Source organism: Sphaerisporangium sp. NPDC049457 (assembly GCF_055586705.1).
In genome coordinates, this window is the sequence record NZ_JBVJHR010000015.1 from 125,084 (window position 1) to 146,071 (window position 20,988).

At 72.0% G+C, this 20,988-nt stretch carries 19 protein-coding genes; 11 read left to right on the forward strand and 8 right to left on the reverse strand.

Features of this window, described 5'->3' with window-relative positions; genetic code table 11:
* Positions 1-296 precede the first annotated feature (296 nt).
* The 3 genes from ACZ6QO_RS23640 (at position 297) to lipB (ending at position 1,946) form a co-directional block, all read left to right on the forward strand.
* Entirely contained in the window at positions 297-635 is a 339-nt protein-coding gene (locus tag ACZ6QO_RS23640; RefSeq protein WP_465853759.1) for an ArsR/SmtB family transcription factor, read from the forward strand.
* Positions 635-1,174, forward strand: a complete 540-nt coding sequence (locus tag ACZ6QO_RS23645) for an SRPBCC family protein (RefSeq protein WP_465853760.1) — start codon at positions 635-637, stop codon at positions 1,172-1,174. Before ACZ6QO_RS23640 ends, ACZ6QO_RS23645 begins: the two co-directional genes overlap by 1 nt.
* Positions 1,175-1,286: 112 nt before the next feature.
* On the forward strand, positions 1,287-1,946 hold the full coding sequence (gene lipB, locus ACZ6QO_RS23650; protein WP_465853761.1) for a lipoyl(octanoyl) transferase LipB: 660 nt from the start codon (positions 1,287-1,289) through the stop codon (positions 1,944-1,946).
* A 69-nt stretch (positions 1,947-2,015) separates the two neighbouring features.
* Here lipB and ACZ6QO_RS23655 read toward each other — a convergent pair whose 3' ends face one another.
* Positions 2,016-3,566 carry an amino acid permease gene (locus ACZ6QO_RS23655; protein ID WP_465853762.1) on the reverse strand — a complete coding sequence of 517 codons (1,551 nt, stop codon included), beginning with the start codon at positions 3,564-3,566 and terminating at the stop codon, positions 2,016-2,018.
* A 227-nt stretch (positions 3,567-3,793) separates the two neighbouring features.
* Positions 3,794-4,837 (reverse strand): phosphotransferase, encoded by a 1,044-nt coding sequence (locus ACZ6QO_RS23660; RefSeq protein ID WP_465853763.1) that lies wholly within the window; start codon positions 4,835-4,837, stop codon positions 3,794-3,796.
* 72 nt (positions 4,838-4,909) lie between these two features.
* Here ACZ6QO_RS23660 and ACZ6QO_RS23665 point away from each other — a divergent pair, with 72 nt between their 5' ends.
* Positions 4,910-7,321, forward strand: a complete 2,412-nt coding sequence (locus tag ACZ6QO_RS23665) for a GcvT family protein (protein WP_465853764.1) — start codon at positions 4,910-4,912, stop codon at positions 7,319-7,321.
* Between the two features lie 226 nt (positions 7,322-7,547).
* Positions 7,548-8,882 carry a cytochrome P450 family protein gene (locus ACZ6QO_RS23670; RefSeq protein ID WP_465853765.1) on the forward strand — a complete coding sequence of 445 codons (1,335 nt, stop codon included), beginning with the start codon at positions 7,548-7,550 and terminating at the stop codon, positions 8,880-8,882.
* Positions 8,883-9,011: 129 nt separating this feature from the next.
* Here ACZ6QO_RS23670 and ACZ6QO_RS23675 read toward each other — a convergent pair whose 3' ends face one another.
* The gene (locus tag ACZ6QO_RS23675; protein WP_465853766.1) at positions 9,012-9,212 is read right to left on the reverse strand and encodes a PspC domain-containing protein; all 201 of its coding nucleotides are present in this window, start codon (positions 9,210-9,212) and stop codon (positions 9,012-9,014) included.
* A gap of 145 nt (positions 9,213-9,357) precedes the next feature.
* Here ACZ6QO_RS23675 and ACZ6QO_RS23680 point away from each other — a divergent pair, with 145 nt between their 5' ends.
* From ACZ6QO_RS23680 to ACZ6QO_RS23695, 4 genes are all read left to right on the forward strand, one after another.
* Complete coding sequence (locus tag ACZ6QO_RS23680) at positions 9,358-9,936, forward strand: LURP-one-related family protein (protein WP_465853767.1); 579 nt, start codon at positions 9,358-9,360, stop codon at positions 9,934-9,936.
* 79 nt (positions 9,937-10,015) lie between these two features.
* Positions 10,016-12,460 (forward strand): ATP-dependent helicase HrpB, encoded by a 2,445-nt coding sequence (hrpB, locus tag ACZ6QO_RS23685; RefSeq protein WP_465853768.1) that lies wholly within the window; start codon positions 10,016-10,018, stop codon positions 12,458-12,460.
* A gap of 253 nt (positions 12,461-12,713) precedes the next feature.
* Complete coding sequence (locus tag ACZ6QO_RS23690) at positions 12,714-14,510, forward strand: hypothetical protein (protein WP_465853769.1); 1,797 nt, start codon at positions 12,714-12,716, stop codon at positions 14,508-14,510.
* Positions 14,511-14,526: 16 nt separating this feature from the next.
* Positions 14,527-14,844 (forward strand): hypothetical protein, encoded by a 318-nt coding sequence (locus tag ACZ6QO_RS23695; RefSeq protein WP_465853770.1) that lies wholly within the window; start codon positions 14,527-14,529, stop codon positions 14,842-14,844.
* Positions 14,845-14,916: 72 nt separating this feature from the next.
* On the opposite strand, the gene cynR is transcribed toward ACZ6QO_RS23695, so the two are convergent.
* Positions 14,917-15,825: a transcriptional regulator CynR gene (gene cynR, locus ACZ6QO_RS23700; protein ID WP_465853771.1), complete on the reverse strand. Its 909-nt coding sequence runs from the start codon at positions 15,823-15,825 to the stop codon at positions 14,917-14,919.
* A gap of 108 nt (positions 15,826-15,933) precedes the next feature.
* Between cynR and ACZ6QO_RS23705 the strand changes: the two genes are divergently transcribed.
* Positions 15,934-16,530, forward strand: coding sequence for a carbonic anhydrase (locus ACZ6QO_RS23705; protein WP_465853772.1), 597 nt, complete (start codon positions 15,934-15,936; stop codon positions 16,528-16,530).
* Between the two features lie 117 nt (positions 16,531-16,647).
* Positions 16,648-17,118: a cyanase gene (gene cynS, locus ACZ6QO_RS23710; RefSeq protein ID WP_465853773.1), complete on the forward strand. Its 471-nt coding sequence runs from the start codon at positions 16,648-16,650 to the stop codon at positions 17,116-17,118.
* Between the two features lie 206 nt (positions 17,119-17,324).
* Here the strand turns inward: cynS and ACZ6QO_RS23715 are convergent, their stop codons facing one another.
* From ACZ6QO_RS23715 to deoC, 4 genes are read right to left on the reverse strand one after another with little or no spacing between them, the layout of a single operon-like run.
* A complete protein-coding gene (locus tag ACZ6QO_RS23715) occupies positions 17,325-18,194 on the reverse strand; it encodes an aldehyde dehydrogenase family protein (protein ID WP_465853774.1) in 870 nt (289 codons plus the stop codon).
* Complete coding sequence (locus tag ACZ6QO_RS23720; protein WP_465853775.1) at positions 18,187-18,396, reverse strand: hypothetical protein; 210 nt, start codon at positions 18,394-18,396, stop codon at positions 18,187-18,189. Before ACZ6QO_RS23720 ends, ACZ6QO_RS23715 begins: the two co-directional genes overlap by 8 nt.
* The gene (locus ACZ6QO_RS23725; protein ID WP_465853776.1) at positions 18,389-19,846 is read right to left on the reverse strand and encodes an aldehyde dehydrogenase family protein; all 1,458 of its coding nucleotides are present in this window, start codon (positions 19,844-19,846) and stop codon (positions 18,389-18,391) included. Before ACZ6QO_RS23725 ends, ACZ6QO_RS23720 begins: the two co-directional genes overlap by 8 nt.
* A 9-nt stretch (positions 19,847-19,855) precedes the next feature.
* Positions 19,856-20,836: a deoxyribose-phosphate aldolase gene (gene deoC, locus ACZ6QO_RS23730; RefSeq protein ID WP_465853892.1), complete on the reverse strand. Its 981-nt coding sequence runs from the start codon at positions 20,834-20,836 to the stop codon at positions 19,856-19,858.
* Positions 20,837-20,988 lie beyond the last annotated feature (152 nt).

Sequence of the window (20,988 nt, forward strand, 5' to 3'; positions counted from 1 at the left end):
GAGATGCGCCACGGCCGTGCGTTCCGCCGCGCCCGCCCGCGGCCTGCTCGACCGCGCACCCCTGGCCGGTTCGCTCCTGAATCAAGCCGCCCACCTGCGGGACGGTCAACCCCCGGCCGGGCGTCCGGCGTGTCGGCCATGGCCGGGGCCCGGACCGGCGCCGTGCAGCGTGAAAGTTGCATCGTCAAAGTTTCGGCGTGGCCCCGCCCGGCCATGCCGGGAATCCTCCTCGCCGCCTCACCCCCTTCCCCTTATATGCCTTGCGTGGCATATAAGGCGTACGGCATAGTGGCCGGGTGACCGATGCCGTCTGGTCTGTACTGGCGGATCCGCATCGCCGGGCGATGCTCGATCTGCTACGCGAACGTCCCCGCACCGTGGGCGAGCTGGTCGGCGCGCTGCGCCTGTCGCAGCCCACCACGTCCAAGCACCTGCGCGTGCTGCGCGACGCGGGCTTCGTGCGGGTCGAACGCGACGCCCAGCGCCGGGTGTACACCATCGACCCCGCGCCGCTGGCCGAGCTGGACGCGTGGCTCGCCCCCTACAAGCGGCTGTGGAACGAACGCCTCGACGCGCTGGAGCGCCATCTCGACACCACAGGCCGGACGGATCTCGACACCACGAAGGAGAGCTGATGGACCTCGGAACCTACATCGAGCACCAGGGCCGCCCGGCCGTCCGCTTCGAGCGCGTCTACGACCATCCGGTGGAACGCGTCTGGGAGGCCGTCGCCACGCCGGAGGGGCTGGCGCACTGGTTCCCGTCGGCGGTCGAGCTCGAACCGCACGCCGGCGGGAAGATCACCTTCTCCGGCGACCCGAACATGGAACCGATGACGGGCACCGTCGTGGCGTTCGAGCCGCCGCGCCGCCTGGCGTTCACCTGGGGCGGCGACGAACTGCGCTTCGAGCTCGAACCGGCCGGCGACCACGGCTGCCGGCTCACGCTCGTCAACGTCCTTGAGCAGGACGACACGGCCGCGCGGAACGCGGCCGGCTGGAGCGTCTGCCTGGCCGAGCTGGACAAGCACCTGGCGGGCGGCCGCGCCGACGGACCGCACAGCGCCACCACCCTGTCGTGGCAGCCGTTGTACGAGGCGTACGTCGCCTCCGGCATGCCTTCCGGCGCCCCGGTCCCCGGCATGCCCGCCGACGACGCCGGCGCCACGAGCTGACCGCGGTCACCGTGACGTGCGGCTCACGCTGGGACGATGGCGTCCCGGTGGCGGAATGCAGGGTCGGGGCGGGCGCGAATGTCGTCCTTTCATAGGACGTATGCTCGGATGCGTGAGCGAACGAAGCGTACGTGCGCGGCCGCTGGCGCTGATCCAGGACGACCTCGTCGACTACGAGCAGGCCATGGACCGCATGAACGACATGGTCGCGGCGCGGCAGCGCGACGAGATCCCGGACACCCTGTGGCTGCTCAGCCACCCGTCGGTGTTCACCGCCACCAAGCGCACCGCCGCCGAGCACCTGCCCGACCCCTCGCACGGCATCCCGGTCGTGCTCACGGGCCGAGGGGGCCAGCTGACCTACCACGGGCCCGGCCAGCTCGTCGGCTACCTCATCGTCCAGCTCCGGCGGGACGAGGGCGTCGTCGACTACGTCCGAGAGGTGGAGCTGCGCATGGTGGAGGCGCTGGAGAAGCTCGGCCTGGCGGCCGAGCGCCGCGAGACGCCGCCGGGGTCCGAGCTGCTCACCGGCGTCTGGACGCGGGAGACCGGCCGCAAGATCGTCTCGATCGGCATGCGCGCGAGCAAGGGGGTCACCAGTCACGGCTTCGCGCTGAACGTCGACGGCGACCTCGAACCGTGGCACTACGCCATCCCGTGCGGCATGCCCGAGGTGGACATGACCTCGCTGGCCCGCGAACTGCCCGAGCCGCCGTCCCCCGAGCACGTCCGCCGGGCGGTCGCCGAGGCGTACGAGGCGTCCGCCTCCTGAGCCGCCCGGCGGCGCCGGGCCCGCGCCTCGCCGTACGAGGCGCGGGCGGCGTGCCGGGGTGCGCGAAGGTCAGCCGACGGACTCGTCCGCCGGGAGCTCGTCGACGTTACGGCGGGGGCCGGTGAACCAGCGCCGCGCCGACAACGCCCACCACAGGGCGATGCCGAGCAGCACGGCGCCGACGGCGATCGGCGCGTAGTTGACCGACGTCCAGGTGAAGTCGGCCGAGCCCGGCACGCCCGCGGGGCTGACCGGCATGATGAAGTACACCGAGATGACGGCGATCTCGATCACCGCGATCCAGCAGAACAGCCTGTACTTGCCGCCCAGCGTCCACGGCCCCGGCCGGAACGCGGCGCCCATGCGCAGCCGCAGCCAGATCGGGATGAGGAAGGCCAGATAGAGCCCGATCACCGCGATCGAGACCACGGCCAGGAAGGCCACCGGGGTGGTGGTCCCGGGAGGGGCGTACAGGGCGGGCAGCGTGATCAGCAGCGCGACGGCGCAGCCGGCGAGGATCGCGTTCACCGGCGTCCTGTTGCGGTCGACGCGCGACCACAGCCGCCATCCGGGCACGGCGCCGTCCCGGGAGAACGCGTAGGTCATACGGGACATCGAGGTCACGCAGCTCATGCCGCAGAAGAACTGGCCGATCGTCGAGATCCCGAAGATCACCGTGGCCAGGCTCGGCGTCAGCGACGAGGTGAAGATCGCGCCGACGAAGCCGGCCTCCTCGTTGACGGCGTCCACGTCGGTGGCCGCGAACAGGAAGGCCAGCAGCAGCACCCATCCGCCGATGGCCGAGTAGAAGATCGACTTCCACAGGCCCTTCGCGGCGGACATGGCGGCGCCGTGCGTCTCCTCCGAGACGTGGGCGCAGGCGTCGAAGCCGGTGATCGTGTACTGGGTGAGCAGGAAGCCGAGCGGCAGCACGTACAGCCAGAACGTCGACCCCGAGGCGCCGGAGCCGAAGCCGGAGTTGTTGAACTGCTCGAACAGGAAGCCGACGCTCTGGTGCTCGGACGGCCCGAAGATCAGGATCAGCACGACCGCGGCGGCGCCGAACACGTGCCACCACACCGAGATGTTCTGCAGCACCGAGATCAGCCGGTGGCTGAAGATGTTGATGAGCGCGTGCAGCACCAGGACGACCGCGAACAGCAGGAACGTCTGGCGCAGCGGGTCGCCGTTCGCCCAGCTCTCGCTGAACCGGCCGATGGTGATGTTCAGGAACGTCGCGCAGCCGTAGTCCACCGAGGCGGTGACCGCGATGAGGCCGATCAGGTTGAGCCAGCCGGTGAACCAGCCGTGCACGGGCCTGCCGAGCTTGGCGGCCCACCAGTAGATGCCGCCGGCCGTCGGGTAGGCCGAGACCAGCTCGGACATGCAGAGGCCGATGATGAGGATGAACGCCGAGATCAGCGGCCAGCCGACGGAGATGGCGATCGGCCCGCCGTTGTTCCAGGCCTGGCTGAACGTCGTGAAGCATCCGGCCAGGATGGAGATGATCGAGAAGGAGATCGCGAAGTTGGAGAATCCGCTCCAGGTTCGCGAGAGCTCCTGCTTGTATCCGAGCTCGGCCAGGCGTTTGGCGTCGTCGTCGAGGATGGGCTGGGCCATTCAGGCCTCCTTGCGTGGTGCGGGTGGCGCCGTGGTGCGTGCGGGGCTGTGCGGGCGGTGACCGGTGGCCGTGCGGGCGGTCACCGCTGCGGGAAGTGCCGGGGGGTTGCCGTACTGCGAGGTGGGTGCCGTGCTGCGAGGGGGCTGCGAGGGGGCTGCGAGGGGGCTGCTAGAAGGCTGCCGGGAGGCTGGGCTCGGGTGGGGTGAGCCGGGTTGGGCGGGACGGGTCAGTCGGCCGGCGGGTCCTGCGCGGAGGCGGAGGTTCCCGCGGACCGGTCGGAGGAGGCGGAAGGGGTCGGTGCGGAGGGCGCGGGCGGCCGCGGGGCGGGCGGCGGCGCCGCGCCTCCCACCGGGCGGCGCCCGCCTCGGACGTCGTCGATGAGCCGGCCGAACCCCGGATCGTCGAGATCGCGGGCGGCCTGGGCGAACTTGTCGGCGGCCTCGGCCTCGTAGTCGAAGTCGGCCGCCGCGGCATGCTCGGCGAGCAGGCCGTGGTGGACGCTGAACCACAGCGTCCAGGTGAAGTTGGACATGATCAGATAGAGCCGGACTCTTGCCGCGGGATCTTCGTCCCCGTAGTAGGCCCGCGTCAACCGTCCGACCATCTCGGGGTCGTAATCGGCCTCGGCGGCGATGTCGCCCAGCTCGAACGCCGGGTCGTTGTTGCCCGACAGCTGGTAGTCCACGATGCGGACCGCCGAGCCGTCGAAGATGAAGTTCTCCGGCAGCAGGTCGTTGTGGCAGGGGACGGCCCGCGCCGGCCGCGCGGCCAGCGCGGCCTCGATCTCGGCGACCACGGGCAGCCGGTCCTCGTACCCGGCCGGAACGCGCAGCCCGTGGGCGCGGCACAGCGTCAGCAGCTCGTCGAGCTTCCGGAAGATCGAGAAGTCGGTCGCGAAGAGCGGCCCGGCGTGCAGGCGGCGGCAGGCCAGGGCGATGCCCTCGGCCATCTTCGGGTCGCGCACCGCCGCGGCGTCGAGCGTGACGCCGTCGATGTACTCCAGCAGCACCGCGCCGGGCAGCCGCAGCAGCACCCTCGCCCCCACCCCCGCCTCGGCGGCCCGGACCGTGTTGACGATCTCCAGGTCGAGCGGGATGCCGAGCCCGGCGGCGGAGACGCGCGGGTCCAGGACCCTCAGCAGCCAGCGGTCACCGGCCTCGGTGTCGACGCGCACGATGTGGTGGCTCAGGCCGCCCTTGATCTGGGTAGGGACGACCGGCCGGCCCGCCCAGGCCGCCACGAGTTCGAGTGCCGAGCCGAGCTCTGGCACGCGGGCCTCCTTTTGGTCTACCTTCAGACCATTGATCCGATTCTGCGGGCCGGTTGTTACACGGGGGTACCAATGGTGAGACTTCCCGCCGAAGCGCAGGCCGTGGTCATCGGCGGCGGCGTCGCCGGATGCAGTGTCGCCTACCACCTGGCCCGACTCGGCTGGACCGATGTCATCCTGCTCGAACAACACGAGCTGACGGAAGGCACCACCTGGCACTCGGCCGGATTCGTCGGCCAGCTCAGGTCGACCGTCACCCAGACCCGCATGATCATGTATTCGGCCGGACTGTACCCCGAACTGCGCGAGCTGACCGGGCTCGACCCCGGCTGGCACGGCGTGGGCGGCCTGCGGCTGGCCACCACGGCCGAGCGGCACGAGGAACTGCTGCGCCAGGCCGGCGCCGCCGAGACCTACGGCCTGGACATGGATCTGGTCTCGGCGCACGAGGCCCAGGCCATGCTGCCGCTGCTTGAGGTCGGCGACGTGCGGGCGGCCCTGTGGCTGCCGGGAGACGGCTGGCTGGACCCCGCGAGCCTCGCCCGCGCCCTCGCCGCCGGCGCCGAGAAGCTCGGCGTGCGCATCGTCACCGGCGTCCAGGTGACCGGCTTCGACGTCCGGGACGGGCGGCTGCGCGGCGTCCGGGCCGGTGAGCAGGTCATCGCCACCGAGACCGTCGTCAACGCGGCGGGGGCGGCGGCCGGGCGGCTCGGCCGGCCGGCCGGCGCCGACATCCCGATCGTGCCGATCAAGCACCAGTACGTCGTCACCCGGCCGTTCGGCGTCCCCGCCTCGACGCCCACGGTGCGCGACCCGGACAACATCGTGTACTTCCGCGAGGAGGACGGCGGCATCCTCGTCGGCGGGTACATCCGCACGCCGCAGGTCTGGGAGGCGGCGGCGCCGCTCGCCGAGCCGCGCACGCTCTTCGAGCCCGACATGGACAAGTTCGCCGAGTCGTGGGAGTCGGCGCGGCGCAGGCTCCCCGGGCTGCCCGTCGCCGGCGGGCAGGACGCGGCGGCGTTCGCCAAGGTGGTGCACGGGCCGGAGGCCTTCACCCCCGACGGGGAGTTCCTGCTCGGCGAGACCTCGGTGGCGGGCCTGTGGGTCGCGGCCGGGTTCTGCGTGCACGGCCTCGCGGCGGCGGGCGGCGTCGGCAAGGTCATGGCCGAGTGGATCGTCGACGGCACGCCCGAGTACGACGTCTTCGGCATGGACGTCCGCCGGTTCGGCGCGCACGCCCGCGGCTCCCGCTGGGCGCGCGCCAAGGCGCTGGACTCCTACAGCAAGTACTACGACGTGGTCTACCCCGGCGAGGAGCGGACGGCGGCGCGCCCGCTGCGCCGGTCTCCGGCCTATCCGCGCCACGCCGAGCTGGGGGCCGAGTTCGGCGAGAAGGCCGGCTGGGAGCGGGTGAACTGGTTCGCCGGCCCGCCGCCCTCCCCCGAGGACGAGGAGTTCCGCCCGGCCGGGTGGGCCGGGCGGATCTGGTCGCCGGCCATCCGGGCCGAGTGCCTGGCCGCCCGCGACGCCGCCGCCCTGTTCGACCAGACGTCCTTCGCGAAACTGGAGATCACCGGGCTGGCCGGGTTGCAACGCCTGTGCGCCAACGACCTCGACCGGCCCGTCGGGACGGTGGTGTACACCCAGCTGCTGAACGAGCGCGGGGGCATCGAAGCCGACGTGACCGTCACCCGGCTGGCCGCCGACCGCTTCCGCATGGTCACCGGGACGGCGTTCGGCGTCCACGACGCGGGGTGGCTGCGCAGGAACGGGGTGGACGTGCGGGACGTCACCTCGGCGTACGCCTGCTACTGCCTGTGGGGGCCGAAGGCGCTGGACATCCTCGGCGAGCTCAGCGACGACGACCTGACCTTCGGCTACATGCGGGCGCGCGAGATCAGCGTCGGACACGTGCCGGTGCTGGCCCAGCGGGTGACCTTCGCCGGCGAGTTCGGCTGGGAGCTCTACTGTCCCTCCGAGTACGGCCTGACCCTGTGGGACGTGCTGGCCGAGGCCGGCGCGCCGCACGGCATGCGCCCGGCCGGGTACCGCGCGCTGGACTGCCTGCGGCTGGAGAAGGGCTACCGCGTCTGGGGGCTGGACATCACGCCGGAGACCACTCCCCTGGAGGCCGGCCTGGGCTTCGCCGTCGCCGCGGGCAAGGACTTCGTCGGGCGCGACGCGCTCGCCGCGCCGCGCCGCTCGCTGCGCTGCCTGGTGCTCGCCGACCCGCGGCAGGTCTGCCTCGGCGGCGAACCGGTGCGGGTCGGCGGCGTCCCCGCCTCACGGGTCACCAGCGGAGGGTACGGCCACCGCGTCGACCGCTCGATCGCCTACGCCTACCTGCCGGCGGGGGAAGAGCCGACGGCCGCCGGAACGGTCGAGGTGGGGGTCAACGGCCGCTGGGTGCCGGCCGAGATCGCGGCCGAGCCGCTCTACGACCCGGGCCACAGGCGGGTACGCCGCCTGCCCGGCTCATGAAAGGCCGGCGCACAGGCGGGTCCGCCGCCCGCCCGGCTCAGGGGCGGTGCACAACCGTCTTACAGCAGTCGTGCGGCAGGGTTGAACGGCGCTCCGAGCGCGCATAGACCTACGTAATCCTTCTGACCCGCGCGGCGTCCCGACACGGGGGGTGGCCGCACGCGCGGAGAGGTCGACGAGAAGGAGTCCACCGAGCGCGACGGCACCCGACGTCCGAGGAGGCGGCATGGGCACTACGTCCGGCACGTCTGGCATGTCCGGCACGTCCGGCACCAGCGCCACGGTCACGGCGGATCCCGCCGTGACGGGCACGTCCGGCACGGGCGAGGTGGTGAACCTCATGGACGCCGAGCTCATGCGCGACCCGTTCCGGGGCTTCGCCCGGCTGCGCGAGCAGGCGCCCCTGGTGCAGGGCACCATCTTCGGGCAGGGCACGCGGATCTGGCTGGTCACCCGGTACGACGAGGTCAAGACCGTCCTCGGCGACCCGCGCTTCGTGAACGACCCCGCCAGCGTCGCCGGTCTGGACGCCGGGAGCGTCCGCGAGCGGGCGATAAAAGCGCGCGGCATCCCCGAGGAGTACGCCCGGTACATCCTGGACAGCGTGCTGAACGCCGACGGTGAGGACCACCTGCGGCTGCGCAGGCTGGTGTCGCGCACGTTCACCGCGCGCCGGGTCCTGGAGCTGCGGCCGCGCGTCGAGCAGATCACCCAGGGGCTTCTCGACCGGCTGCCCGGCCTCGCGCGGGACGGCGTCGTCGACCTGATCGAGCACGTGGCCTACCCGCTGCCGATCACGGTCATCTGCGAGCTGGTGGGCATCCCGGAGGAGGACCGCCGGCAGTGGCGCCGATGGGGCAAGGCGCTCGGCACCCTGGAGGCGGACGACACGGCCACCGCCGTGCGCGAGATGGTCGACCACATCCACGAGCTGATCCGGCGGCGTCGCGCGGCGCCCGGCGGTGACCTGCTGACCGGGCTCATCCGCACCCACGACGAGGACGGGGACCGGCTCAGCGACACCGAGATGGTCACCCTCGTGCTCACACTCGTGCTCGCCGGACACGAGACCACCGCCCACCTGATCGGGAACGGCGTCGCCGCCCTGCTCACCCATCCCGACCAGCTCGCCCTGCTGCGCGAGGACCCCTCGCTGATGCCCCGCGCGGTGCACGAGCTGATGCGCTGGTGCGGGCCCGTCCAGGGCACCCAGCTGCGGTACGCCGCCGAGGACGTGGAGCTCGGCGGCATGCCGGTGCGCAAGGGCGAGGCCCTGATGGCCGTGCTGGTCGGCGCCAACCACGACCCCCGCGTGTTCCGCGAGCCCGAACGGCTCGACATCACCCGCGCGCCGGACGGCCGCAAGGAGACGCACGTGGGGTTCGGCAGCGGCCTGCACTACTGCCTCGGGGCCGCGCTCGCGCGCCAGGAAGCCGAGGTGGTCCTCGGCGCGCTGCTGCGGCGCTTCGCCGGCCTGCGCCTGGCCGTCGCCCCGGAGAAGCTGGAACGCCGGCTCATGCCGGCCTCCTGGCGGCTCGCGCGACTTCCCGTCCACCTGTGATCCCTGGATGCTTGGATCTCTGGACACTCGATCCTTCGATCCTTGGATTCGCTGGATCCCGGACCGGCGACCGGCACCTGGCGGCCGTTCTGACTCGGCGGCCGGCGGGCCGCCGAGCCCTCGGCCGCGTCAGCGGCGGTAAGAGCTTTCGTAGGACAAGGGCGCCTTCGGTACCAAGACCCACATGATGAGGTAGACGATGACCTGCGTGCCGGGCAGGATGCACGACAGGATGAAGAGCAGGCGCACCGTGGTGGGCCGCCAGCCCCAGCTCTCGGCGATGCCGCCGCAGACACCCGCGATCACCTTGTGCCTTCTTGACCTGTGCATGAGACTCCTCCCCCGTTCCGTTGTCTTGACCAACGAGTGACACTCCTGCCCGGTTCCGGGACGGACATTCGTCACCGCCGGGCCACGCACGCTTCACGAGGCGGGGAAGCCTTAGGGTGGCAATCCCCTGACTATGGAGAACGACGTGGACCTCCCGACCCTGCAGGCGCAGCGCCGCCTGATCGTCCGACAGAAGATCACCATGATGGTGAACCGTTATGTGGTCCACATCGAGCAGCCCGACGGCTCCGAGGGGCCGATGGTCGCCTTCGCCGAGCAGAAGCGCCTGGCCTTCAAGGAACAGGTCACCCTGTACACCGACGAGTCGCGCCAGTACGTGCTCGCCGGCTTCAAGGCCCGCAAGGTGATCGACCTGGGCAGCGGGTACGACGTCTTGGACCACGCGGGCCAGCCCATCGGCTTCTTCCGCAAGGAGTTCGGCGCGTCGCTGCTGCGCTCCACGTGGCACTTCCAGCAGCCGGGCCTGCCGACGGTCACCGGCCAGGAGCGCAACGTGCTGGTCAGCATTCTGCGCCGGTTCGTCGACTCGCTGTCGTGGCTGCCCTACCACTTCGACTTCGGCGCCGGAGCGCAGATCGCCTTCTCGGTGGACCGCAAGTACGGCCTGCGCGACCGTTACCTCGTGGACATCCAGGACCCGCGGCTGGACCGGCGGGTGATCATCGCGATGGCCGTCGCCCTCGACGCGCTCCAGTCCCGCTGATGGGAGTCACCGGGTCCGCTGATCGGGCGGATCCGGTGCCTCACCGCCCGTGCTCCGCCGGTTGCGGCAAGCTCGGTACATGACCGTGGACGAGTCACGCGCCGGAGACCTGCCCGTCCGTCACGTGCTGCCGGAGCTGCGCGCGGCGCTCGAGAAGGCCGGCGGCGCCGTGCTGGCGGCGCCGCCGGGCACCGGCAAGACCACCCTGGTGCCGCTGGACCTGGCCGGCCTGCGCTCCGGCGGCCCGCCGCGCCGGGTGATCGTGGCCGAGCCCAGGCGCATCGCGACCCGGGCGGCGGCCGCGCGCATGGCATGGCTGCTCGGCTCGCGGGTCGGCGAGGACGTCGGGTTCACCGTGCGCGGCGAGCACCGGCCCGGCAGGCGGGTCCAGGTCATGACGACCGGCGTGCTCCTCCAGCGGCTCCAGCGCGATCCGGAGCTCGAAGGGGTCGACGCCGTGCTGGTGGACGAGTGCCACGAGCGCCATCTGGACGCCGACACCGCGCTGGCGTTCCTGCTCGACGTCCGCGAGACTCTGCGGCCCGACCTGTGGCTGCTCGCCGCCTCGGCGACCGCCGACACCGCGCCGTGGTCCCGGCTGCTCGCGGACGCGCCCGTGGTGCGCGCGTCGGGCACGACCCACGCCGTGCGGGTGGTGTGGGCCCCGCCTCCGCGCCCGGTCGCCCCGCCGCACGGCATGCGCGTCGACCCCGCGCTGCTGGCCCACGTGGCCGCGGTGGTCAGGCGGGCCCTCGGCGAGCGGGACGGCGACGTGCTGTGCTTCCTGCCCGGCGTCGGGGAGATCGGCCGGGTGGCGGCGGCGCTCGCCGGCCTGCCCGGCGAGGTCGACGTCCTCCAGGCCCACGGCCGGGCCGAAGGGCTCGACGCCGTGCTGTCGCCCGGCCCGCGCAGGCGGGTGATCCTCGCCACGTCGGTGGCCGAGTCGAGCCTGACCGTCCCCGGGGTGCGGGTGGTGGTGGACGCGGGGCTCGCCCGCGAGCCGCGCACCGACCACGGCCGCGGCCTCGGCTCGCTGACCACCGTGCGGGTCTCCCGGGCGTCCGCCGAGCAGCGGGCCGGCCGGGCGGGACGGGAAGCGCCCGGCACGGTCTACCGGTGCTGGACCGAGGCCGAGCACGGACGGCTCCCCGACCAGGCCCAGCCCGAGATCGCCCTGGCCGACCTGACGGCGTTCGCGCTCCAGGCGGCCTGCTGGGGCACGCCGGACGCCTCCGGGCTCGCGCTGCTCGACCCGCCGCCCGCCGCGTCCATGGCCGTGGCCCTGCGCACGCTGCACGCGCTCGGCGCGCTGGCCGACGGGCGCGTCACCGAGCGCGGCCGCCGGATGGCCGGGGTCGGCGTCCATCCCCGGCTCGCCCGCGCCCTCCTCGACGGGCCGCCGCGGGCCGCCGAGGTGGTGGCGCTGCTGTCGGAGGAGCTTCCCCGTTCGGCCTCCGACGACCTGGTCGCGCTGTGGCGGGAGGCACGGCGCGGCGGGTCGCCCGCCTGGCGCAGAGAGACCCGCCGCCTCACCCAGGCCGCCCAGGCGGCCGGAGCGCGCGCCCCGGCGTCGGACGGCGGCGGCGACGACGCGGTGGCCGGGCTCGTGGTGGCGCTGGCCTACCCCGAGCGGGTGGCGCGCCGCCGCGGCGGCGGCCACCTCATGGTGTCCGGCACGGCCGCGGAGCTGCCCCGCGACTCCCGGCTAGCGTCGGCGGAGTGGCTGGCCGTCGCGGTCGCCGACCGGCCGGCCGGCTCGGCGTCCGCCCGCGTGCGGCAGGCCGTGGTCATAGACGAGGACGTCGCGAGACAGGCCGCCATGCCGTTCCACCAGGTGGAGGAGGAGATCCGCTGGGACGGCGACGTGGTGGCCCGCCGGGTCGAGCGCCTGGGTGCGATCGAGCTGTCGTCGGCCCCGCTGCGGGACGCCGACGTCAGCGAGGCGATCATGTCAGGGCTGCGCGCAGAAGGGCTCTCACTGCTGCGCTGGACGCCCGAGGCGGTGACGCTGCGCGACCGCATGGCGTTCTGCCACCGGGTGCTGGGCGAGCCCTGGCCGGACGTCTCCGACGCCGCCCTCGTCGAGGGGGCGGCCGGCTGGCTCGACCTTCCGCGTGCGCGCCGCCGCTCCGACCTGGAACGGGTGGACGTGGCGGCGGCGCTCCGGCGGCTGCTGCCGTGGCAGGCCCGGCTGGACGACGTCGCCCCCGAACGCATCACCGTGCCGAGCGGGTCGCGGGTCCGCGTCGACTACTCGGGCGACCAGCCGGTGCTGGCGGCCAAGCTGCAGGAGCTGTTCGGCTGGGACGCGGCGCCGCGCGTCGCCGGAGTCCCCCTGGTGGTCCACCTGCTCTCGCCCGCGGGCCGGCCCGCGGCCGTCACCGCCGACCTGGCGTCCTTCTGGCAGGAGGGCTACCGCGCCGTCCGCGCGGAACTGCGCGGACGGTATCCCCGGCACCCCTGGCCGGAGGATCCCCGCACCGCGGCCCCCACCCGTGGCGTCAACCGCCGGAGGCCGGGCTGATCGGCGTCCCGGTCGCGCACCACCGAACCGCAAAGCGGTAAATCAACGGGAAGACACCGACAAAGCCCGCGAGTTTCTCTAGAAAGCCTTTTTCCTGACTTAGCCATACGAACGTTGTTCCACGTATCTCGGTTCCATCAAGAAACCGGGTTCGACTACTCTCCGTGTCAACCTCCGGCGCAGGTCGCGCGATTTCCATGTGTCAGGTACGCCGTGGCCGCACCCACTGAGCCGGAGAGGTTCGGACCGCTCGATGAAATGGTCGAATATCTGCTTTATCGCACTGGGAGCCGTCAGCGCGGCGTGCGGGTGGCTGGCCTTCCTGCCGCTTCCGGGGGACGCCCGCATGCTCACCGCCAGTCCCGGCCTCGTCGTACACCTGCGGCCGTGGATGCTCGCCGCCTGCCTCGCCGCCGCGGTCGCGCTCGTGATCCTGCGTGACGGCGGGTACCGCGAGCGGGCGAAGGAGCCCGAGACCTCCCCCTTGGACGGCGTCACGGTGGCCACCATGCAGAGGGTGCTGGCGCTCCGGGACGAGGCCACCCGCTCCGACAAGCTCGCCTCGGCGCCGATCTTCCTGGCGATGATCCTCCAGCCGGAGAAGTCGCGGACGCGGACCGTGGAGACCCTCTCCCTGCAGGGCCGCGTCGTCGTCCAGGACGTGCGCATCGAGATGTCCCTGTCGGCACTGGAGGGCCCGTGGAACGCGCCGGCGGCCCCCGCCCCGGGCCCGCGTACCCGGCGGCGCCGCGCCGAGGAGGCCCCGCCGGAGCCGGCCGGGGAGGTCTACGTGCCCATCCTCACCTGCCTCAAGCGGGAGATGGTGGACAACTTCGAGGTCAGGGACCGCGAGGGGAACTCGCTCGACATCCTGTGCCACGACGAGACGATCCAGCTCGTCTCGTCGTCACTGCACTTTCTGATCAAGCTCGCGCTGAGCGACGCCGGCGGCGCCGCGCCCGTCTCCCCCGACCTCATCCAGAAGGCGGCGGTGTCGTTCCTCATGCCGATCTGCGGCCGCATGTCGCCGAAGGCCGCCGCGGCGGCCATCGACCGAGGGCTGGGGTACATCGGCATCCGGGCCGACAGCCCCTGCGAGAGGGTGCAGTGGCTGCGGGAGTTCGTCAACACGCTCGGCGAGGCGAGCCCGATCGTGGCGGTCGTCCCCGAGGCGTCCGGCTCTGGACGCCTGCAGGTGTCCTACCGCCGCACGATGGTGCCGCCGAACACCTCGCGCCAGCCCCGCCACCGCCTGCGCCTGGCCCTCGGGCTGCGGCCGGTGACCATGCAGATGGCCCCCGGCATGGCGCACAACTCCAAGTCCTACCACCTGCAGATCAACGCCCCCGAGTCGCAGTACCTCATGGAGCAGACCTTGCGCTGCGCCGACTGCGGCGCCCCGCTCAGCACCTCGGAGGTCGAGACGGACGGGTCGCAGACCTGCTCCCACCTCAAGCTGTCCCAGGACACCGAGCCCTACTTCCAGCTCCTCGGCAAGCGCGGCCAGAACTACGCGCACCTGTACATGCGCGGCTTCACCGGCATGAACTGGAAGAAGATCAGGTTCACGTCGTCGTTCGGCGAGGTGCCACCCGGCACGCTGGCCAGCGCGGTCGTCACGGCGGCCACCTCGCTCATCCTGATCGCCGCCGTGGCCCTGGCCGAGGCGAGAGGGCTGCCGCGCACCAGCGACGTGCCCGCCCTGCTGCTCGCGCTGCCGGCCGTCGCGGCGTCCTGGTTCGGATTCTCCTCCGACAACGAGGCCGTGCTCAGGTCCTCGCTGGCCGCCCGATGTTCCCTGATTTTGGGTGGTTTAACGTCATTGGCGGCATGCGCCCTTTTTATCGTGACGCGAACCGTCGAGGATACGCAAAAAGCAGATTCACTGGCCCTGATGGACAACGGGATGCGATGGTGGGGATGGGTCGGGCTGGCCTACCTCGCCGGCGCGAACTTCGGTTACGTGTTGATCCAGCTGATAATCCGCTCGAGCGCCTACCGGCGCCTCTTGCGAAAGGAGTCCGCTGTAAATGACAATACGGTTAACTGACGAGGTGGTGACGCCCATGACCGCTGATCAGCCCGACGGGGTCTATGTCGTCGAGCCCATCGAGTACATCCGGTCCCGCGCGCTCCCCGACATCCCCACCCTCCGCGACCGCGAGCAGGTCCGGACGCTGCTGCGCGACACCCGCGACTCCATGCGGTCGTGTTCCGCCGAGAACGTCGCCGAGCTGATCAGCGAGGTCTTCCAGGACCAGGCGGGGCCGGGCACGTCCGCCCCTGCTCCCCCGCCGCGGCGTCCCACGCCGCAGCCCTCCACACCACCGAGCGCGCGCCGCCGAGCCCACGCCGGCGAGCCCGCGCCACTGAGCCGCCACTGAGCCCAACTCACTGAGCGCACTCACTGAGCGCACTCACTGAGCTACGACGTCGTCTCCACGCCTGGCGGCGGATCATGGGGCCGGGGTGTACCCGCGGGCGTGGGCGAGATCATGTGCGAGCCGCGCGAAGGCCCGGCCGGCGGCGCCGTGGTAGGCGCCGTCGCGTCGCAGGAGGGCGACGGTGCGGGCGGGCAGGGGCGGGTCGAGGGGGATGGGACTGAGGTGGGGGTGGTCGTGGGTGATCGCGTCGGGCAGGACGGTGGTCAAGGAGGTGCGCTGGACGATCTCGGTGATGGCCTGGATGGAGTTGGCCTCGACCGCTATGCGAGGGCTGACGCGGTGGCGGGTGAAGTAGGCGTCGATGTGGGCTCGCGTGGCGAAGTCACTGCTGAGCAGGACGAGCTGTCGTTCGTCCAGCGCCCGGACCGGCACGGGCCCCTCGCGGGCCGTCTCGGCATGGCGGGCGCGGGCGACGAGGCTGAGCGTCTCGGTGAACAGCGGCGCGGCGGTGATGCCCGCCAGGTGGGGGCCGTCGAAGGCGATGCCGAGGTCGAGGTCGTCGGCGAGCAGGGCCGACTCGATGCGGTCCTGGGTCGTCTCCGCCACCGTCACGGTGATGCCCGGATGGCGGGTGTGGAACCGAGCGGTGAGCGGGCCGATGAGGTAGGCGGTGAAGGTCGGGGTGACGCCAAGGCGCAGGTGCCCCCTGGAGAGGTCCTGGACGTCGTGGACGGCGCGTTCGGCGGCGGCCAGCTCGCGTAGCGCGCGCCGGGCATGACCGAGGTAGACCTCGCCGGCGTCGGTGAGCCGTACGGCGCGTCCGGTGCGGTCCAGCAACTGCAGGCCGAGCGTGCGTTCGAGCTGTTTGATCTGCTGGGACAAAGTCGGCTGGGAGATGTGCAGGTCTTCCGCCGCGCGGGTGAAGTTGCCGTGCTCGGACACGGCGAGCAGGTAGCGCAGGTGTCGCAGCTCCAGGGACATGGAAAGAACTATAGATGGCAACAATTGCGATCATGACTAGCAAGTCTTGGACACTATAAGACCAGGTTGCGCATAGTGGAGTGCATCAGCCAGGTTAAGGAGTGCCCCATGAACGATCTCGCAGACGGCGTCGCGCGGTTCCAGCGGGACGTCTTCCCCGCCAAGGCGGAGCTGTTCGCCCGCCTGGCCACGCACCACGCGCCGCACACGCTGTTCATCGGCTGCTCCGACGCCCGCGTCGTGCCCGAGCTGATCACCGGCTCCGAGCCGGGGGAACTGTTCGTCATCCGCACCGCCGGCAACCTGGTCCCCGCCTGCGCTTCCGGCGCTGACGGGGTGGCGGCCAGCATCGAGTACGCCGTCGCCGCGCTCGGCGTGTCCGAGATCATCGTCTGCGGGCACTCCGCGTGCGGCGCGATGACCGCCCTGGCCCAGGGCCACGACCTCAGCGGCACTCCGTTGGTCGCCGGCTGGCTGCGGCACGCGAACGCCTCGCAGGCCCGCGCCGCCATCGCCTCCGGCGGCGTGGCGGCACTGGTACGCCACAACGTGCTCGCCCAGTTGGCGAACCTCGCCACTCACCCGTCGATCGCCCGTGCTCTCTCCGAGAACACGCTCACCCTGCGCGGCTGGGTCTACGACATCGGCACCGGTGGCGTCGAGGAACTCGGCGCCACCGGCTCCGAGACCGCGTCCGTGGCCTGACCCGAGCCACCGCTTGCCTCGATCCCGGTTCACCGCCCGCACCCGGGATCACCACAGGACCGCCGCCGCCACGTCCCGCGAATCGGCGCACGACGAAGAAAGAGGGAAGTAACGATCATGGTGCACGCCCAGTTCGACCCTGCCGCCCGTCAGGCGCTCGCCACGGCCGCGGTCGAGGCCAAGACCCGCAGGAACCTCACCTGGCAGCAGATCGCCGACGCCTCCGGCCTGTCGGTGGCCTTCACCACCGCCGCCGTCCTAGGCCAGCACCCCCTGCCGGAGAGGTCCGCCACGGCCGTCGCCGAACTGCTGGGCCTGGACGAAGACGCGGCGACGCTGCTGCGGACCGTCCCGATGCGCGGCTCCATTCCCGGCGACGTGCCGACCGACCCCACGATCTACCGCTTCTACGAGATGCTCCAGGTCTACGGCACCACTCTCAAGGCCCTGGTCCACGAGCAGTTCGGCGACGGCATCATCAGCGCGATCAACTTCAAACTGGACGTGAAGAAGGTCGCCGACCCCGAAGGCGGCGAGCGCGCCGTCATCACCTTGGACGGCAAGTACCTGCCCTACCGGCCTTACTGACAGCGATGACGCGGTCGAACACCTCGCGCCGCGCGAGGAGGCCGGCGACCGGGTCCACCGGCCCGAAGGAGGGCGGGACGCACTGGCGTCCCGCCCTCCCGCACAGGTCTCGGTCGGCCGGCGCCCGCTCAGGACGCGTGCCGGCCTGAGCGTCTCTCAGGCGTGACGGCCCCGATGTGCCGGGGCCGTCGACACCCCGTCGCCTGTCACACCCCGATCGGGTGCCAGACCGTCTTGGTCTCCAGGAAGGCCGTCATGCGGCCGGTGCCCGGGTCGGCGAGCCAGTCGGTCCTGCCCTGCGGGCGCAGCACCCGCTTGAGGTTCTCGGCCGCGGCCTGCTCGCAGGACACCGCCAGCTCCTCCGGGCAGCCGGTCAGGTCGACCGCGTTGACGTCCATGTGGGACGCCAGCCACGGCGCCAGCTCGGCGAGCCTGCCGGTCAGCAGGTTCACCACCCCGCCCGGCAGGTCGGAGGTGGCCAGCACCTCGGCCAGCGTGATCGCCGGCAGGGGCGCGCGCTCGGAGGCCACGACCACACAGGTGTTGCCGGTGACGATGACCGGCGCGATGACCGAGATCAGGCCGAGCAGCGGCCCCTCCGGCGGCGCCATGACCGCCACCACGCCGGTCGGCTCGGCGGACGACAGGTTGAAGTACGGCCCGGCCACCGGGTTCGCCGCCCCCTGGATCGCGCCGATCTTGTCGGACCAGCCCGCGTACCAGACCAGCCGGTCGACGGCGGCGTCGACGAGTTCGCCGGCCTTGCGCGCCGACACGCCGTCGGCCGCGGTGACCTCGTCGACGAACTGGGCCCGGCGTCCCTCCATCATCTCGGCGACGCGGTAGAGGATCTGGCCGCGGTTGTAGGGCGTGGCGCCGGACCAGCCGGGGAACGCCTTGCGAGCGGAGATCACCGCGTCACGGGCGTCCTTGCGCGAGGCCAGCGCGGCGTTGGCGAGGAAGTCGCCCTTGGAGGAGGTCACCACGTAGGACCTTCCGCTCTCCGAACGCGGGAACGCCCCGCCGATGTACAGCTTGTACGTCTTGCGCACGGCGAGCCTGCCCGGCTCAGTCATCGCCTCTCCAGGTGATCTCTTCCGGCGAGAGCCGCACCAGCAGGGGCACCTGGCGGCAGCGGCTCACCCCGCAGCGGTGGGCGAACCAGCCCTGACGGGCGGTCGTGGTGGAACGGCCGGCGCGGGCGTGCGCGTGTCCGCGGGTGATCTGCGCGCGCCTGGCACGGCGGGGCCCCCGGCGGTGCTCACAGGAGTCAGACATCGAGGTACGCCTCCAATCCGTGCCGTCCGCCCTCGCGGCCGTATCCGGACTCCTTGTAGCCGCCGAACGGCGACGCCGGGTCGAAGCGGTTGAAGGTGTTGGCCCACACGACTCCGGCGCGGAGCTTGTCGGCCATCCACAGGATGCGCGAGCCCTTCTCGGTCCACACGCCCGCGGACAGCCCGAAGGGGGTGTTGTTGGCCTTCTCGACCGCCTCGGCGGGGGTGCGGAAGGTGAGGACCGACAGCACCGGGCCGAAGATCTCTTCTCGGGCGATGCGGTGCGACTGGGCGACGCCGGTGAACAGCGTCGGCGGGAACCAGAAGCCCTTGTCGGGGATCTCGCAGGGCGGGGACCAGCGCTCGGCGCCCTCCTGCTCCCCCGCCTCGCTCAGCGACCTGATCTTGTGGAGCTGCGCCGCCGAGTTGATCGCGCCGATGTCGGTGTTCTTGTCCAGCGGGTCGCCGAGCCGCAGCAGGCCGAGGCGCCGCTTGAGGGCGTCCAGCAGCTCTTCCTGGATCGACTCCTGCACCAGCAGCCGGGAGCCCGCGCAGCACACGTGCCCCTGGTTGAAGAAGATGCCGTTGACGATGCCCTCGACGGCCTGGTCGAGCGCGGCGTCGTCGAAGACGATGTTGGCGGCCTTGCCGCCCAGCTCCAGCGTGACCTTCTTGCCGGTGCCGGCGACCCGCCGGGCGATCTGGCGGCCGACCTCGGTGGACCCGGTGAAGGCGACCTTGTTCACATCGGGGTGGCCGACCAGCGCCTTCCCGGTCGCCCCTGCCCCGGTCACGATGTTGACCACGCCGGGCGGCAGGTCGGCCTGGCGGCAGATCTCGGCGAACGCGAGCGCGGTGAGCGGGGTCGTCTCGGCCGGCTTGAGCACCACGGTGTTCCCGCAGGCCAGCGCGGGCGCGATCTTCCAGGCGAGCATGAGCAGCGGGAAGTTCCACGGGATGACCTGCGCGGCCACCCCGAGCGGACGCGGGTCGTCCCAGCCGCTCCCGTCGGCCGCCCTGCGGGCGAAGCCGGCGTAGGACAGCTTGTCGGCCCATCCGGCGTAGTAGAAGAAGTGCGCCGCGACCAGGGGAAGGTCGACGTCGCGCGACTCGCGGATCGGCTTGCCGTTGTCCAGGGACTCCAGCACCGCCAGCTCGCGGGCGCGTTCCTGGATGATCCGGGCGATGCGGAAGAGGTACTTGGCGCGCTCGCGGCCGGGGAGCCGCCCCCAGACCGACTCGTAGGCCTTGCGCGCCGCGGAGACCGCCCGGTCGACGTCGGCGTCGGTCGCAAGGACGAACTCCGAGAGCACCTCTTCACTGGCGGGGTTGACGGTCTTGTCCCGCTCGTCGCCGAGGGAGTCGACCCACTCTCCGTTGATGAACAGGCCGTAGGACGGCTGGATGTCGACGATGTCGCGCGACTCGGGTGCCGGTGCGTATTCGAACATGAGGCCGCCTCAGTCGAGGGTGAAGTAGTCGGGGCCGGCGTAGCGACCGGTGGCCATCTTCTGGCGCTGCATCAGCAGGTCGTTGAGCAGGCTGGAGGCGCCGAGCCTGAACAGGTCGGGGTCCAGCCAGTCGTCCCCGGCCGTCTCGTTGACCAGCACCAGGTACTTGATCGCGTCCTTGGTGGTGCGGATGCCGCCGGCGGGCTTGACGCCCACCACGCGCCCGGTGCCGGCGCGGAAGTCGCGCACGGCCTCCAGCATCACCAGCGTGACCGGGAGGGTCGCGGCCGGGGAGACCTTGCCGGTCGAGGTCTTGATGAAGTCGGCGCCGGCCAGCATCGCCAGCCAAGAGGCCCGTCGCACGTTGTCGTAGGTCGCGAGCTCCCCGGTCTCCAGGATGACCTTCAGGTGGGCGTCACCCCTGCCGGGCGCGCCGTCAGGGACGCCGCCCTCGTCGCGGGCGCAGGCGGCCTTGATCGCGACGATCTCGTCGTAGACCTTGCGGTAGTCGCCGGACAGGAACGCGCCGCGGTCGATCACCATGTCGATCTCGTCGGCGCCGGCCTGGACGGCCTGCCTGGTCTCCTCCACCTTGACGCCGAGGGAAGATCTGCCGCTGGGGAACGCGGTGGCCACGCTCGCCACCTTCACTCCGGACCGGCCGAGCGCGTCCACCGCCTGGGGGACCAGGTCGGGGTACACGCAGACGGCGGCGACCTTGGGGACGGAGGGGTCGGCGGGGTCGGGCCGCACGGCCTTGGCGCACATCGCGCGCACCTTGCCAGGCGTGTCCGCCCCTTCCAGGGTGGTCAGGTCGACCATGGAGATGGCCAGGTCGATGGCTCGGGCCTTGGCCGTCGTCTTGATGGAACGGGTGCTCAGCATCGCGGCGCGCTGGTCGGCGCCCACGCGGTCGACGCCGGGCAGGCCGTGCAGGAATGCCCGCAGGGACGCGTTCGACGACGCGATCTCCGTGGGCGAGGTCGTCAGTGTTGACACCTCACCAGCATCGCCGACCGGCCTGATTGTTCCAAACCGGGCCGCCGGCCGGAAGCGCCCGCCGCAGCCCGTGAAGTGCCCCCCAGCGGGGCCGCGCCGCCCAGGGCGCCTGCGCGGACCTCAGACGGCGCCGGGAGGGTGCC

Coding starts and splice junctions, on each gene's coding strand:
- ACZ6QO_RS23645 (WP_465853760.1), top strand. CDS start 635: ATGGACCTCGGAACCTACATCGAGCACCAGGGCCGCCCGGCCGTCCGC.
- ACZ6QO_RS23655 (WP_465853762.1), bottom strand. CDS start 3,566: ATGGCCCAGCCCATCCTCGACGACGACGCCAAACGCCTGGCCGAGCTC.
- ACZ6QO_RS23665 (WP_465853764.1), top strand. CDS start 4,910: ATGGTGAGACTTCCCGCCGAAGCGCAGGCCGTGGTCATCGGCGGCGGC.
- ACZ6QO_RS23670 (WP_465853765.1), top strand. CDS start 7,548: ATGGGCACTACGTCCGGCACGTCTGGCATGTCCGGCACGTCCGGCACC.
- ACZ6QO_RS23675 (WP_465853766.1), bottom strand. CDS start 9,212: ATGCACAGGTCAAGAAGGCACAAGGTGATCGCGGGTGTCTGCGGCGGC.
- hrpB (WP_465853768.1), top strand. CDS start 10,016: ATGACCGTGGACGAGTCACGCGCCGGAGACCTGCCCGTCCGTCACGTG.
- ACZ6QO_RS23690 (WP_465853769.1), top strand. CDS start 12,714: ATGAAATGGTCGAATATCTGCTTTATCGCACTGGGAGCCGTCAGCGCG.
- ACZ6QO_RS23695 (WP_465853770.1), top strand. CDS start 14,527: ATGACCGCTGATCAGCCCGACGGGGTCTATGTCGTCGAGCCCATCGAG.
- cynR (WP_465853771.1), bottom strand. CDS start 15,825: ATGTCCCTGGAGCTGCGACACCTGCGCTACCTGCTCGCCGTGTCCGAG.
- ACZ6QO_RS23705 (WP_465853772.1), top strand. CDS start 15,934: ATGAACGATCTCGCAGACGGCGTCGCGCGGTTCCAGCGGGACGTCTTC.
- cynS (WP_465853773.1), top strand. CDS start 16,648: ATGGTGCACGCCCAGTTCGACCCTGCCGCCCGTCAGGCGCTCGCCACG.
- ACZ6QO_RS23715 (WP_465853774.1), bottom strand. CDS start 18,194: ATGACTGAGCCGGGCAGGCTCGCCGTGCGCAAGACGTACAAGCTGTAC.
- ACZ6QO_RS23720 (WP_465853775.1), bottom strand. CDS start 18,396: ATGTCTGACTCCTGTGAGCACCGCCGGGGGCCCCGCCGTGCCAGGCGC.
- ACZ6QO_RS23725 (WP_465853776.1), bottom strand. CDS start 19,846: ATGTTCGAATACGCACCGGCACCCGAGTCGCGCGACATCGTCGACATC.